This window comes from Rhodocaloribacter litoris (assembly GCF_011682235.2).
GTDB classification, from domain to species: domain Bacteria; phylum Bacteroidota; class Rhodothermia; order Rhodothermales; family ISCAR-4553; genus Rhodocaloribacter; species Rhodocaloribacter litoris.
In genome coordinates, this window is sequence record NZ_CP076718.1 from 4136291 (window position 1) to 4149852 (window position 13562).

Below are 13562 nucleotides of genomic sequence, written 5' to 3' on the forward strand. Positions count from 1 at the left end.
AACGTGTAACGCGCCCAGGCCCCATGACCCTCTCCCGCAAGCTGCTCGTCCTCCTGCTCCTGACGCCGGCCCTGCATGCTGCCGGCGCTCAGCCCGTGGCCGACCCCGATCCGACGAAGGCCGGGCCGTACGACAACGGCAAGATGTGGACGTTCGAGTACCCCCCGCTCGACTACCTGGCCGAGACGTACGACTTCCACCCGGACGACGCCTGGTTCGAGCGGGCGCGGATGAGCGCCCTCCGCATCCCCGGCTGCTCGGCCTCGTTCGTCTCCCCCAACGGGCTGGTGGTCACCAACCACCACTGCGTGCGCGGGCGGGTCTCGCAGGTGAGCCGACCCGGCGAGAACCTGCTGGACAACGGCTTCATCGCCACCACGCTCGCGGAGGAACGGCCCATCCCCGGCTACTATGCCGACCAGCTCATCGCCATCGAAGACGTGACGGAAGAGGTCGACGCCGCGCTCGAAGCCGCCCAGACCGACGCCGAGCGGGCCGCCGCCCGCGAGGAGGTCTTTGCCGCCATCACCGAGCGCCTGAAGGAGGCCCACGGGGGGGACGACATCGAGGTGCAGATCATCCCTCTGTACAACGGCGGCCGCCATTCGGCCTACGTTTTCCGTCGCTACCGGGACGTGCGCCTGGTGGCGGCCCCCGAGCTGCAGCTGGGCTTCTTCGGGGGCGAATGGGACAACTTCACGTACCCGCGCCACGCGCTCGACTTCGCCTTCCTCCGCATCTACGACGAGGACGGCGAACCCCTCCAGACCGACCACTACTTCACCTGGAGCCGGCGGGGCGTGGAGGAGGGCAACCTGATCTTTGTCATCGGCAACCCCGGCTCCACGAGCCGCCACGCCACGGTTGCCCAGCTCGAGTTTTTCCGGGACGTGCTGGTGCCCCACACCCTCGGCTTCCTCGACCGCCGCCTGGCCGCCTACCGTGCTTTCTTCGAAGAGGACCCCGAGGCGGGCGAGGCCATCGACATTCGCAACACCATTTTCTCGATCTCGAACAGCCAGAAGGCCTACGCGGGCCGCCTCGACGCGCTCAACGACCCGGTGATCCTGGCCCGCCGTGCCGACGCCGAGCGGCAGTTCCGCCAGGCCATCGAGGCCGACTCCAGCCTGCGGGCCCGGTATGCCGGCCTGTTCGACGAGATGGAGGCCATCCAGGCGGAGAAGAAGGCCATGGCGGCCGAGTACGGCGCGTTCCGGCTGCTGGAGAGCCGCTTCTCCTCGGCGACGATCCGGCGGGCGGTGGCGGCCTACCGCTACCTGACGGCCCGGACCGAAGGCGCCAACCCCGAACGGGGGGCGAAGCTGGAGGAGGCCCTGCTGGGGGTGCCCGACCTGCCGGCGGGGCTGGAGCGGCGGCTGCTCGCCGCCCGGCTGGAAGAGTGGCGGCGGTACCTGGGCGCGGACGACCCGCTCGTGCAGCAGGCCCTGGGCGGCCGGACGCCGGCGGAGGCCGCCGACGCGCTGCTGGCCGCCTCGACGCTCGCCTCGGCCGAAGCCACCCGGCAGGCCGTCGAGGCGGGCACGCTGTCCATGGACGACCCGGCCCTGGCGCTGGCGGCCCTCCTGGTGCCCCGCTACGAGGCGTTCGAGCGGGCCTTCAACGGGCTCTCCGCGCGGGAGAACGCCCTGGCCGCCGCCCTCGGGCGCGCCCGCTTCGCCGTCTACGGCACCTCCGTCCCGCCCGACGCCACCTTCTCGCCCCGCTTCACCGACGGCATCGTGAAGGGCTACCCGTACAACGGCACCGAGGCCCCGCCGTACACTACCTTCTACGGGATGTACGACCTGCACTACGCCCACGGGCCCGGCACCGACTGGGACCTGCCCGCGCGCTGGCTCAACCCGCCCGATGCCTTCAACCGCGCTACCCCGCTCAACTTCGTCTCCACCGCCGACACCATCGGCGGCAACTCGGGTTCGCCCGCCGTCACGCCCGACCTGGAGATCGTCGGGCTCAACTTCGACCGCAACATCGAAGGGCTCTCGCGGGACTACATCTACCTGCCCGAGCGCGGCCGCAACATCATGGTGGACGTGCGCGCCATCCGCGAAGCGCTCGACGTGGTCTACGACGCCGACCGCATCGTGCTCGAACTGACCACCGGCCACCTGGCCGAAACCGAAGCCGAGGCGGATGCCTTCCTCCGGCAGTGAGGCGTTTCGGGTTCCACGTTTCAGGTTGAACGTTCCACGTTTCAGGTTGAACGTTTCAGGTTTCAGGTTGAATGTTTCACGTTGAGGACCATAAACGTGCAACGTGGAACGCACAACGTGCAACGTGGAACGCGCAACGCGCAACGTTAAACGTTATCGGATTGCCCCATGAAGCGACGTGACTTCCTGCAGGTGAGCGCCCTCGGCGGCGCCGTGGCCCTCACCGGCCTGCCCGGCTGTGTTCCGCCCGCAAAGGACGAGCAGGCCGACGCGCCACCCGCCGTTCCCCCCTTCGAGCTGGAGGAAAAGACGATTGCCGAGCTGCAGGAGGGGATGACCTCCGGCGCCTATACGGCGCGTCGCCTGGCCGAACGCTACCTGGAGCGCATCGAGGCCGTCGACCGGGGTGGGCCGGGGGTGAACGCCATCATCGAGGTGAACCCCGACGCGCTTGCTATTGCCGAGGCGCTCGACCGGGAGCGGGCCGAGGGGCGGGTGCGCGGGCCGCTGCACGGCATCCCGGTGGTGCTCAAGGACAACATCGACACGGCGGACCGGATGCACACCACCGCCGGCTCGCTGGCCCTGGCGGGGTCCATCCCGTCGCAGGATGCCTTCGTGGCGCAGCGGCTGCGCGAGGCCGGCGCCGTCATCCTGGCGAAAGCCAACCTGAGCGAGTGGGCCAACTTCCGCTCGACGCGCTCGTCGAGCGGGTGGAGTGGGCGCGGCGGGCAGACGCGCAACCCCTATATCCTCGACCGCAACCCCTGCGGCTCCAGCTCGGGCTCGGCGGCCGCCGTGTCGGCCAACCTGTGCGCCGTGGCCGTGGGCACCGAGACGGACGGCTCCGTGGTGTGCCCCTCGTCGGCGTGCGGCGTCGTCGGCATCAAGCCGACGCTGGGGCTCGTCAGCCGGTCCGGCATCATTCCCATCGCCCACAGCCAGGACACCGCCGGGCCGATGGCCCGCACCGTCACCGACGCGGCCCTGCTGCTGGGCGTCCTCGCCGGCGTCGACCCCCGCGACCCGGCCACCGAGGGCAGCCAGGCCCACCCGGACTACACCCGCTTCCTCGACCCCGACGGGCTGCGCGGCGCCCGCATCGGGGTGGCGCGCACCTTCTTCGGCTTCCACGACCGCGTCGACGCCCTCATGGAGGAAGCCCTCGCGGTGATGCGGGACGCCGGCGCGGAACTCATCGACGAGGTCAGCCTCCCGCCCCGGCGCGAGTACGGGCAGGCCGAGTATGAGGTGCTCCTCTACGAGTTCAAGAACGACCTCAATGCCTACCTGGCCGCGCTTCCGCCGGGCGACGGCCCCCGCACGCTGGACGACCTGATCGCCTTCAACGAGGCCCATGCCGAGGAAGAGCTGAAGTACTTCGGCCAGGAGATCTTCCTCGCCGCCCGGGAGAAGGGGCCGCTCACCGACCAGGCCTACCTCGACGCGCGGGCACTGTGCCTGCAAAAGACGCGCGAGGAGGGCATCGACCGGGCGTTCCGGGAGCACAACCTGGATGCCCTCGTGGCCCCCACCGGCGGCCCGGCCTGGCCCATCGACCTGATCAACGGCGACCACTTTGGCGGGGGCAGTTCGTCGCCTGCCGCCGTCTCCGGCTACCCGAACGTCACCGTGCCCGCCGGCTACGTTTTCGGCCTGCCGGTAGGCATCTCGTTCTTCGGCACCGCCTACAGTGAGCCTACGCTCCTGCGGCTGGCCTATGCCTTCGAGCAGGCGACCCGCGTGCGCCAGGCCCCCACATTCCTCCCCACATTGCCGATGACGTGAGCGGACCGGCGCCCTCACGGCTCCTCGTCCGGTTCGTACTGGAAGACCTCTTCGAGGGGCACGCCGAAGACGCGGGCGATGCGGAAGGCCAGCTCCAGCGAGGGCGAGTACTTGGCGGCCTCGATGGCATGGATCGTCTGCCGCGTCACGCCGACGCGGTCGGCCAGCTCCTGCTGGGTCATCTCCCCCGCCATGAAGCGCAGCGTACGGATGTTGTTGCGAACAGGGCAGCGTCCCATCAGATTCCCCGGCGGTAGAAGTACACCTGCGTGCCGTACCTGGTGAGGCTGGCCGCGAAGAGCATCAGGAGCAGGAGGTGAAAGACGAGGAAGGGCCGGGCGAGGAAGACGGGTTCGCCGGCGGCCTGCGAGAGCACGTCGCTCACGAACACGTGTACCAGCAGGGCGGCCGAGGCGCTCATGAAGACCCAGTAGGCGTTGCGGTACCCCTTCGCTGCGATGCGCTCGTCCCGCTCGTCTTTCTCCACGGATCCGGCCCGGCGGCTCAACTCCAGCACCACCTCGATCAATACGGCGATTCCGATGACCTTGAGGAAGAGGCTCGAAAGGGCCTCGGCCTGGCGCTCCATGCCCTCGGGCAGTCCCCAGAACATCAGCAGATAGAACCCCAGCAGGCCCAGGTCCATCGCCAGCGAGGACCAGGCATAGATCTCTTGTTTCGACATAGCGCTTTTCCGGTGGATGAGCGGAAATGTGCTTCGTACTTTACGTGGTGTAAAGAATAAGTTACACGAAGTAAAAAAATTTTCCCTGAATGAACAGGGGAGCGTCGGATGCTTACCTTTGAGGGCGGGGCCTGTCAAATACGGAGGGAGCCATGGAGGCGAGAACGTGTTTCCTGACCGGGCAGCCTGCGACGATCGAGCGGCAGGGCGAGCGATTCGTCGTCACGTCGGAGCCCTGTGGCACCTACGAGGTTTCGGCATCCCTGGCGGTGGCAGAATGGGAGCGGTATGGAGACCGGCTGTACATCCTGGCGGCCGTCGCACGGCAGTGGGCCGAGCGGGGGGAGCGGCTGGTGTTGCAGGCCGGCAACCTCGACGCCGTGCTGGCATCCGTGGTGCCGCCCGCCGGACCGCTGGAGCAGATCGACCTGCTCTTGCAGCACGTCGTCCGTCATTCCCGGCAGGGAGGTGAGGAAGTTCCGCTGCCGTTCGCGCGGGATTTCACCCTCGTCTTTGCACGCGACGCGACGGCCTTTCGCTGGCTCATCAACAAGGCGATCGGCCTCGGCTATCTCGAAGGCACCGGCCGGGCAACCGGCTTTGATGCCGCCCTGACGCTGAAGGGCTGGCAGCGCGTCGATGAACTGCGCAGGACCGGGCGGGATTCGGAACAGGCCTTCGTCGCGATGTGGTTCGATGCGTCGATGATGGAGGCCTGGGCGCATGGGATCCGGCCGGCGCTGGAGGACACCGGCTGGAAGCCGATCCGCATCGACACGGTGGCGCACAATGAAAAGATCGACGACCGCATCGTCGCCGAGCTCCGGCGGAGCGGGCTGCTCGTGGCCGATTTCACCGGGCACCGGGGCGGGGTCTACTTCGAGGCCGGTCTGGCGATGGGGCTGGGGCTGCCCGTGATCTGGACCTGCCGGGTGGACCACCTGAACGGGCTGCATTTCGACACACGCCAGTACAACCACATCGTATGGCACGAGGCCGCCGACCTGCGGGAGCGGCTCCGCCTGCGCATCGAGGCCACGAACCTGGCCCGTGCGTCGCACCGCCGGGAAGGGGTTCAGGCCGGGCCGGGGTAGCCGTAGCCGGTGCGTTCCGTTTCGGCGACGGCGCGGACTTCCTGCCGTGCACCGAGAAAGACGAATAGCCCGATGAAGACGAGCACCGGGTTGAAGTCGAGCAGGCCGGCCAGGCCGAAGAGGATGGCCATCGCCTGGCCGATCCAGGCTGCGATCCGGGTGGCGCGGTGATAGGGCAGCCGGGCGGCCAGCCACGCACGGAGGACACGTCCCCCGTCCATCGGAAAAGCCGGCAGCAGGTTGAACCCCGCCAGCAGGAGGTTGACCCACATGAGCATGCCGGGGATCGTCGTGCGCGGCGGCAACAGTGCGTCGATGGAGAGCGGCCGGCCGGTGAGCAGGTTGAACACGAAGAAGCCGGCCGCCAGTCCCAGGTTGACGGCCGGCCCGGCCACGGCGATCCAGAACTCGTGCGCCGGCACGCGCGGGATCCGTTCGAGCCGGGCCACCCCGCCGATGGGGTACATCGTGATGTCGCGCGTGCCGATACCGAAATGCCGGGCCGCCAGCGCATGCCCCAGCTCGTGCAGGAGGACGCATCCGAACACGACGGCGATGAGCAGCACCCCGGCCAGCGCCGCTCCGAGCGAGACCCCGCGCCACAGGTAATAGAGGAACAGCCCGAAGAACATCACCACCGTCGTCCAGTGGACGAAGATGTTGATGCGGGTCACGGTGCCGAGGTGATAGAAAGGCTTCATCGGAGGCCGGGCGGCGAAGCGACGCATCGCCTATCTTTGCGTGCCGGTGACGGAAAGGTTGCATGCCCGCGGGCATGGGCGCACGTCGGGACGCATGACGCGCCCGGCCGCCCGGGTGTTTGAGGGCAGGCAACGCTCGTTGCCGGGGCACGGCGACCCGAAGGCCGGCCGGGCCCCCGGAGAAGCCGTACGGTTCAACCTGACCGGCGTTTCGAAGCGCCGGCGTAATCCGCACGAGATCCTTCTGACGTGCGCCCACCCGAGTTCATCCTGATCGACCTGGCGCTGGGCATGGTCCTGGCGCTGTTCACCCTCCGTACCGTTCGGCGGTACGGGCAGCGGCGCGAGCGGCGGTTCTTCGCGGTGGCGCTGGGGGTGGCGGCTTTTCTCTATGTGGTTTTCGCGATGCGGGGGGGCGGGCCGAGCTGGATCGGGATCGAAACGGCCGGGCTGGTCGCGTTCGGGTTGCTGGCCTGGCGCGGGGCGTCGCCGCGCCGGGAGCCGGCACGGGGGGCGTGCTGGCTCGCCGCCGGCTGGCTGCTTCACGTCGGATGGGACGTGGGGCTGCACGCCACCGGCGCCACCCCCTTCGTGCCGCCTTTCTACCCGATGCTGTGTGTTGCGTACGACCTGATCGTGGCCGCCTACCTGCTCACCCGGCGCCGGGCCTGGGCCGTGCCGGCTCCCGCCTCCCGGCGGGCGGAAGACGGTGCGGAAGGATGACGTGCCGGGCCGTCCGGCATCAGGGTAGGCGCCAGATCAGGGCCTCGTCGATGTGCGGCTCGACGTGCCGGTACCGCTCGGTCAGTTCGATCTTGCGGCGGAGCAGCTCGCCGAAGTTCTCACCGTAGATGAAGCTCGTCTCCCCGACGTCCGAGACCAGCATGAACTCGGTGTCGCTCTGCTCCCAGAGCGCCAGCAGGCGACGGGTGCTTTCGAGCTCGAGGTCGATCATGTGGTCCAGGTAGGCGCGATGCCGCGCGCGCTCGTCCCCGGAGGCCGCCCGGCGGTAGCCGTAGACGCCGGCGACCCAGGCGCAGGTGTTGCGTTGCGTGGTGGCCCAGCACCGGAGGGCGCGGGTGCGGTCGCGCAGGTCCACGAACACCGCGCGGGCTTCCGGGGCGGTGATCGTGTTGCAGTGTTCTTCCAGTCGTTCGAGTGCCGCATCGAGGCGTGGCAGGGCGTTCCGGTCGAACTGCCCGGCCATGCGCCGCCCGCTCTCTTCGTTGATCAACTCGAAGAGCACGTCCCGCCCCAGGTCGTTGATGTTCGGGTTGTTGGCCGTGCTGACCATGAAGCGCTCGTAGTACTGCCGGTCTTCCGCCGGGACGGCCTCCAGGTTGGGAACGAAGGGGCGTACCCACGTGCGCAGCCACACGAACCCGAAGTGGCTGTAGAGGGGGACGACGGGAAAGTAGCGAAGGGCATCCTCGACGGCGTCCCAGGCCGCGACCAGGGCTCCGGCGTGGGACGCGCCGGCCCAGCGCTCCGCCAGCGCCGTCAGGACGGCCTCCACCGGGCGCTCGGGGGTGAACTGGGCGGCCCGGATAATCCCGGGGTGGGGCCAGTAGGGCGTCTTTTCCAGGTGCAGCAGGCCGCCGTAGGCACTTACGGCCCGGAAGCCGGTTTCCCGCAGGGCGCGGAGCTTCTCGTGGAGCAGGCGGGGATACGGGATGCCCAGGAGCGGTTCCAGGTTAAAGGAGGAACTGACCGAATAGGTCATCTTCGGTTCGATGCCGCGGGCCCGGTGTTCGGCCAGCAGCTCCTTCTCCCGTGGGTCGAAGGTGGTGTGGAAGAGGGAGCCGGCCAGTCCCCGCTGTTCCGGATAGTTCGGGTGATGGTAGGGGAGGTCGTAGCCGCGCACGAGCAGCGAGGGGGCTTCCAGACCGAGGCCGTCGCCCATGCCGGCGAGCAGGTGGTCGTGCTCCACCTTGAAGGGTTCGATCCGGAGCAGCACCTCGAAGCCGGGATTGATTTCGGCGGCCGTGTCGCGCATGAGGCGCAGCCAGCGGAGGGCGCTTTCGGCAGCGGCCCGGGCGATCTGGTCGTGGTCGCGCCACTCCCGGATCAGGTAGGGCCCCCCGTTGCGGCCCACGTACAGCGAGGCGGTGTGTTCGAAGCCGGCCCCGCTGTCGTTGGTCCAGACGGAGAGGTAGTCCAGGTCGGGCACGGCTTCCATCAGGCTGCGCATCAGGTGCCGGTAGTGCTCGCGGGCGAGGGGGTGGTCCTGCGCCAGGGTATACCGCGGCAGGTGGGACCGGAAGGGATGGTCGACCCGGGCGCCCCGGAGGGTCGGGTACCGCTGGAAGAAATGCTCCGGCAGGGTGCGCGGTTCGAAGCAGAGCAGGCCGGGTTTCAGGCCATATTTTCTGCCGAGCGCCGCCAGGCGACGGACGCGGTTCAGGTTGGCCTGCAGGTAGGCCGCCGGGTAGAGGCCCCGCGTCAGCGGGCTGTCGACGAAATGATTCAGGCCGGGGCAGTAGGTGTAGAAGGGAGGGTAAAATTCGGTCGGGACGCCGGGTTCGAACGGGATGTGGAAGGCCAGCCCGTTCACTTCGAGGTGGGTGAAGCCCGCGCGGGCCAGGTGTTCGATATAGGCTTCCGGATCGAACCGGCGGGTGGTGCGGGCCACCTGCGTCAGGATACTGTCGAAGAGCGGCCGGTGGAAGGAGAAGGCGGGTTCGATGAGCAAGCCCCGGGCGAGGCGGTCGGCGGCGTGCGGGAGGAGGTCGTCGGCGAGGAGGTGGACCAGGGCGTAGAGCAGGGCGGGGGAGGAGGCGGACAGCGTCCCGCCGCGGTCGTCGAGGCGGGCCCACATCCAGGCGGGGGCGTCCGGGGGCGGCGCCGGGGTGAGGGACCAGGGGCCGCCGGCGACGTCCAGGTTGAGGCCGGGTCCGGGTTCGTCGCGGGCCTCGGCGGGAGGGAGGCCCAGCCGCCGGCTGAGGGTGATGGCCGCGGTGGCGACAGCGGGGGGGGCGCCGGCCGGGTAGGCCGGCGGCAGGGAGGAAAAAGTGCGCATGGAGGGTCCGGTTGTTTATTATGTGAAACGTCGTTTTTAAATTTGATCGAGGGGAAATCCCTCTTTTTGCCCCTGAAAAGGGCGATTTGGGGTCGGATGGCAGGGGCGTGCCCGAAAAAGGCCCTTGACATCTTCATGTAAAATATTTAAATCATACACGAAATGAAACACCATTTCACATTTGAAACAGAAAATCGCTACCTCGTCCCCTCGGTCGAGCGAGCGGTACAGGTGCTGGGCCTGCTGGCACGGGAGCCCCGGGGCATGGTGCTGGCCGACCTGGCACGCGAGACGGGTATCCCGAAGAGCACCCTCTTTCGCATCCTCGTGACGCTGCGCAAACATCACTGTGTGACGCTCGATCCGGAGAGCCAGGCCTACCGCCTGGGTTCGTACCTGTTCGAGCTGGGCAACAAGTTTGCGGAGCAGAGTGATCTGTTCCGGGTGGCGACGCGCTACATGCAGTCGCTGGCGGAGGAGTGTGGCGAGACGGTGTTTCTGAGCAAGCTGGAGGACGGCGAGGTTGTGTACCTCCGGCGGATGGACAGCCCGAAGTCGATCGCCGTGGTGAAGAAGCTGCAGTCCCGGGTGCCGGTGCACTGTACGGCCACCGGGGTGGCGTTGCTGGCCTGGTTGCCCCGGGAGGAGGTGGAGGAGATCCTGGACCGGCACGGGATGGAGGCTTACAACGAGGCCACGCTGACGGATCGCGACCTGTTCATGCACCGGTTGGAAGAGGTGCGCCGGCGGCAGTATGCCGTCGTCGACGGGGAATACAACCGGGAGCTGCTCTGCGTCTCGGCGCCGGTGTGGGATCACAGCCAGCGGCCGTGCGCGGCGTTGACGGTGGCGATCCTGTCTTCCCAGGTGACGGACGAAAGCCGGGTAGCCCGCGTCGGGGAGGCAGTGCGCCGGGCGGCGCGCCAGCTCTCACGCGAGCTCGGAGGGCGAGAACCCGTGCCTGCCTGAGGAAAAGGCCCTGCGCGAGCGGCCGGGGGGCCGTTTGAGCACGGCGCTTCTTTCCGGGCGGGCTTCCCTCCATAGAAAACCTTCCTGCATCCACCAAACGAGTAGAGGCTTTCTCATGAAAGGAACACCCGCCTGGAAAGGCCTCCGGTATCTGCTGGCGCTCCTGTTGATGGGAGCGCTTCCGCCGGTAGCGCATGCACAGAGTGGCAAGCTGGCCGGTCGTGTGACCGATGCGGCGACCGGCGATCCGATTCCGGGGGCCACGGTCGTCCTGCTGGAGACCGGGCAGGGCACCGCCACCGACGTCGATGGCAACTACGTCCTCATCGGGATCGCGCCGGGCGCCTACACGGTGCGCTTCTCCTTCATCGGGTATGCCACCCGCATCGTGGAGAATGTGCGCATCACCTCGAACCGTACCGTCACGCTGGATGTGGGGCTGACCCAGGAGGTCATCCAGGGCGAGGAGGTGGTCATCGAGGCGGTGCGCCCGGTGGTGGATCAGAACCAGACCAATTCGCGGGCGCTCGTCACCGGTGAGGAGATCGCCCGCCTGCCCGTGACGCGCCTCGAAGACGTCATCGCCCGCACGGCCAACGCCTATGACGGCTTCATCCGGGGCAGCCGGCGCTTCGAAACCCGCACGCTCGTCGAAGGCATCGACGTGACGGACGCCTTCTACACGCTCTCGAGCGGCACCAACTACGTCGGCGCCACCTACAGCAACGCCAACAAGGCCGACCGGACCGACCCGAGCATCCTTTCGCTCAACCCGGAGGGTGTCGAGGAGGTGACGGTCAACGCCGGAGCCACCAACGCGCAGTATGCCTCGGGGTCCGGCGGCGTCGTCGCCGTCACGCTGGCCGAAGGGCGCGGGCCGATCCGCGGCTCGTTCTCGGCACGGATCGCCCCTTCCATCCCCCGGCCCGGCCCCGATTCGCTCGACTTCTATCACGACGGCGACGTGTACCTGGCCGAGCGGGAGCTCGTCGAGGATCCACTCAAGAAAGCCCTCTATACCTGGACACCCGACAAGTACCAGGTGGGCGACCGGCCCGAGTATGACCTGCGCTTCAGCCTGGGCGGCTCGCTCACCGACCGGTGGACGTTCAGCACGACGGGGCAGTTCTTCCAGACCAACGGGTATCTGCCCAACTACTTCCGCAAACGAATCAACGGGCAGCTCAAGTCGACCTACCGCCTCTCCGACCGCACGAGCCTCACCGCCATCGGGCTCTTCGAAGACAAGGGGCTCTGGGGCGGCTGGAATAACACGGACTACATGGAGTTCTGGCGGTTCTACCTCGAAGGCGTCTCCCAGCAGGACGGCGGCAGCTACGTCGGCTCGCTGCGCCTGCGGCACGTGCTCTCGCCCACCGCCTACCTGACCGTGCAGGTCTACCGCACCTACGACCGCACCCGCTACGGCTACGTCGACGACGACGGCGACGGCTTCCAGGAGATCGGGGAAGACGGCGACTTCCTGGACTTCACCGATCCGGCGGTGGTCGAGAAGTACATCAGCACGAGCGCCACACGGGACGAGGCCAACAACCCGAAGATGTTCGTCGACATCGTCACGGACAACTTCAGCGAAACGGGCATCAACCTGCCCAACGGCACGCGGTATCGCCTGGCGCGTCCGGCCCCGTTCTACGAGGATGCCGAGAGCGTCACGAATGCCGTCAAGGTGGACGTGGCCAGCCAGGTCACCCTCAACCACTTCGTGCAGGCCGGCCTGGAGTTCAAGCAGCGGTCGTTCGACTACATGCACGTCGAGGGTCTGCCCGGGCCGGGGGCGATCCTCAACGACGCCGAGGAGCCGTTCCGGATCGACTACTGGGACCGCAAGCCGTGGGAGCTTTCCCTGTATGCGTCGGACCGCATGGAGTACGCCGGCCTGATCATCAACGTGGGCGCCCGGCTCACCTTTGCCGACCGCGACATGGAGAAGATCGAGAACCACTTCTATCCGTTCGTCCGAGATACGGTCGATTTCCGCGGCAAGACGGTGGCGCGCAACTTCGTCCGGCGCGGGGAGGCGGTGCCCGTCGACGTGCTGTTCAACCCGAGCATCGGCGTCTCGCACCCGATCGGGGAGACGGCGTCGATGTATTTCTCCTATTCGCGCTCGCAGCAGCTCTTCCCCTTCAACACGCTCTACCAGCACTACGGCGGTATCCACACCACCAGCCAGTTCTTCAACCTGGTCGATCCGGAGATGGACCCGATCACGTCGAACAACTACGAGCTGGGGGTGCAGTGGGAGTTCGCGCCGGGCTGGGGGGTGGACGTGAACGCGTACGCCCGGAGCATCGACAACTACGGCACGCTCACGATGACGGCGTTCAACTTCACGCCCGAAGGGGAGCCGACGATCCAGGGTTTCAGCCAGTACACCTACGTCACGAACACCGGCTATGCGGATGCGCGGGGCATCGAGCTGGTGCTGCGCCGCGCCCCGCTGCGCCTGGCCGAAGAGGTGACGCTGGGATTGACGGCTTCCTACACCTTCTCTTCGGTCGAGCAGTCGCGCGTCACCGGGCAGAACCTGCGTGAGTTCCGCTACGATCCCGAGACGGGCGAAACCCAGATTCCCTTCGAGGACGCGAAGGATTTCCAGAACTTCGCCATCAACGTGCAGGGCGGCTCGACGATCACGGGCGGCTACGACCGTCGCCACCGGTTCATCCTGCGCGGCGTGGCCGGGTTGCCCGCCGGCCTTTCCGCCGGCCTCATCGGCACGCTGGAGAGCGGCTTCCAGTATCCGAAAGCCATCGGCGCCGACCCGCGCGACCGGGAGCTGCTCACGGCGCCGGCCAACTACCGCATCGACCTGCGCCTGGAGAAGGACTTCCGCTTCACGAACCGGCTGGGCCTGGACCTCTTCCTCGACGTGACCAACCTGACCAACCGGCAGAACGTGGTCGCCTACGAGGACAACACCCCGACGGGCCCCGTCATCTTCCAGGAGACCGGGGTGCCCGGCACCCGCCTCATCCGCGACGACGGGGTCGCGCTCTACGGCCCGGCTCGTACGATCTACTTCGGTTCCCGGCTGCGCTTCTAGCCGCCCCGGACGTGCAGGGTCGTCTGGCGCGGCCCGGCGTCCGGTTTCGCGCACGTGCTCTT

General features: G+C 67.9%; 10 protein-coding genes. 6 read left to right on the forward strand and 4 right to left on the reverse strand.

Going from position 1 to position 13562, the window contains the following annotated elements:
- Positions 1-23: 23 nt before the first annotated feature.
- Both GQ464_RS17185 and GQ464_RS17190 read left to right on the forward strand, forming a co-directional pair.
- Complete coding sequence (locus GQ464_RS17185) at positions 24-2174, forward strand: S46 family peptidase (protein ID WP_228350402.1); 2151 nt, start codon at positions 24-26, stop codon at positions 2172-2174.
- A 168-nt stretch (positions 2175-2342) separates the two neighbouring features.
- Entirely contained in the window at positions 2343-3962 is a 1620-nt protein-coding gene (locus GQ464_RS17190) for an amidase (protein ID WP_166976536.1), read from the forward strand.
- 14 nt (positions 3963-3976) lie between these two features.
- Here GQ464_RS17190 and GQ464_RS17195 read toward each other — a convergent pair whose 3' ends face one another.
- Positions 3977-4201 (reverse strand): helix-turn-helix transcriptional regulator, encoded by a 225-nt coding sequence (locus GQ464_RS17195; RefSeq protein ID WP_166976535.1) that lies wholly within the window; start codon positions 4199-4201, stop codon positions 3977-3979.
- On the reverse strand, positions 4201-4647 hold the full coding sequence (locus GQ464_RS17200) for a DUF2178 domain-containing protein (protein ID WP_166976534.1): 447 nt from the start codon (positions 4645-4647) through the stop codon (positions 4201-4203). The genes GQ464_RS17195 and GQ464_RS17200 overlap by 1 nt, the downstream gene beginning before the upstream one ends.
- Before the next feature lie 152 nt (positions 4648-4799).
- On the opposite strand from GQ464_RS17200, the gene GQ464_RS17205 reads away from it, so the two are divergent.
- A complete protein-coding gene (locus GQ464_RS17205; protein WP_166976533.1) occupies positions 4800-5741 on the forward strand; it encodes a hypothetical protein in 942 nt (313 codons plus the stop codon).
- Here the strand turns inward: GQ464_RS17205 and GQ464_RS17210 are convergent.
- Complete coding sequence (locus GQ464_RS17210) at positions 5723-6442, reverse strand: site-2 protease family protein (protein WP_166976532.1); 720 nt, start codon at positions 6440-6442, stop codon at positions 5723-5725. The two genes, GQ464_RS17205 and GQ464_RS17210, sit on opposite strands and share 19 nt — an antisense overlap.
- 249 nt (positions 6443-6691) lie before the next feature.
- Between GQ464_RS17210 and GQ464_RS17215 the strand changes: the two genes are divergently transcribed.
- On the forward strand, positions 6692-7165 hold the full coding sequence (locus tag GQ464_RS17215; RefSeq protein ID WP_166976531.1) for a DUF6010 family protein: 474 nt from the start codon (positions 6692-6694) through the stop codon (positions 7163-7165).
- A gap of 19 nt (positions 7166-7184) precedes the next feature.
- Here the strand turns inward: GQ464_RS17215 and GQ464_RS17220 are convergent, their stop codons facing one another.
- A complete protein-coding gene (locus GQ464_RS17220; protein ID WP_166976530.1) occupies positions 7185-9461 on the reverse strand; it encodes a hypothetical protein in 2277 nt (758 codons plus the stop codon).
- A gap of 162 nt (positions 9462-9623) precedes the next feature.
- Between GQ464_RS17220 and GQ464_RS17225 the strand changes: the two genes are divergently transcribed.
- Together GQ464_RS17225 and GQ464_RS17230 are read left to right on the forward strand one after the other, a co-directional pair.
- Positions 9624-10430: an IclR family transcriptional regulator gene (locus GQ464_RS17225; protein WP_166976529.1), complete on the forward strand. Its 807-nt coding sequence runs from the start codon at positions 9624-9626 to the stop codon at positions 10428-10430.
- 115 nt (positions 10431-10545) lie between these two features.
- Complete coding sequence (locus GQ464_RS17230; RefSeq protein WP_166976528.1) at positions 10546-13500, forward strand: TonB-dependent receptor; 2955 nt, start codon at positions 10546-10548, stop codon at positions 13498-13500.
- The last annotated feature ends 62 nt before the right edge of the window (positions 13501-13562 follow it).

Coding starts and splice junctions, on each gene's coding strand:
- GQ464_RS17225 (WP_166976529.1), top strand. CDS start 9,624: ATGAAACACCATTTCACATTTGAAACAGAAAATCGCTACCTCGTCCCC.
- GQ464_RS17220 (WP_166976530.1), bottom strand. CDS start 9,461: ATGCGCACTTTTTCCTCCCTGCCGCCGGCCTACCCGGCCGGCGCCCCC.
- GQ464_RS17210 (WP_166976532.1), bottom strand. CDS start 6,442: ATGAAGCCTTTCTATCACCTCGGCACCGTGACCCGCATCAACATCTTC.
- GQ464_RS17230 (WP_166976528.1), top strand. CDS start 10,546: ATGAAAGGAACACCCGCCTGGAAAGGCCTCCGGTATCTGCTGGCGCTC.
- GQ464_RS17200 (WP_166976534.1), bottom strand. CDS start 4,647: ATGTCGAAACAAGAGATCTATGCCTGGTCCTCGCTGGCGATGGACCTG.
- GQ464_RS17205 (WP_166976533.1), top strand. CDS start 4,800: ATGGAGGCGAGAACGTGTTTCCTGACCGGGCAGCCTGCGACGATCGAG.
- GQ464_RS17185 (WP_228350402.1), top strand. CDS start 24: ATGACCCTCTCCCGCAAGCTGCTCGTCCTCCTGCTCCTGACGCCGGCC.
- GQ464_RS17190 (WP_166976536.1), top strand. CDS start 2,343: ATGAAGCGACGTGACTTCCTGCAGGTGAGCGCCCTCGGCGGCGCCGTG.
- GQ464_RS17195 (WP_166976535.1), bottom strand. CDS start 4,201: ATGGGACGCTGCCCTGTTCGCAACAACATCCGTACGCTGCGCTTCATG.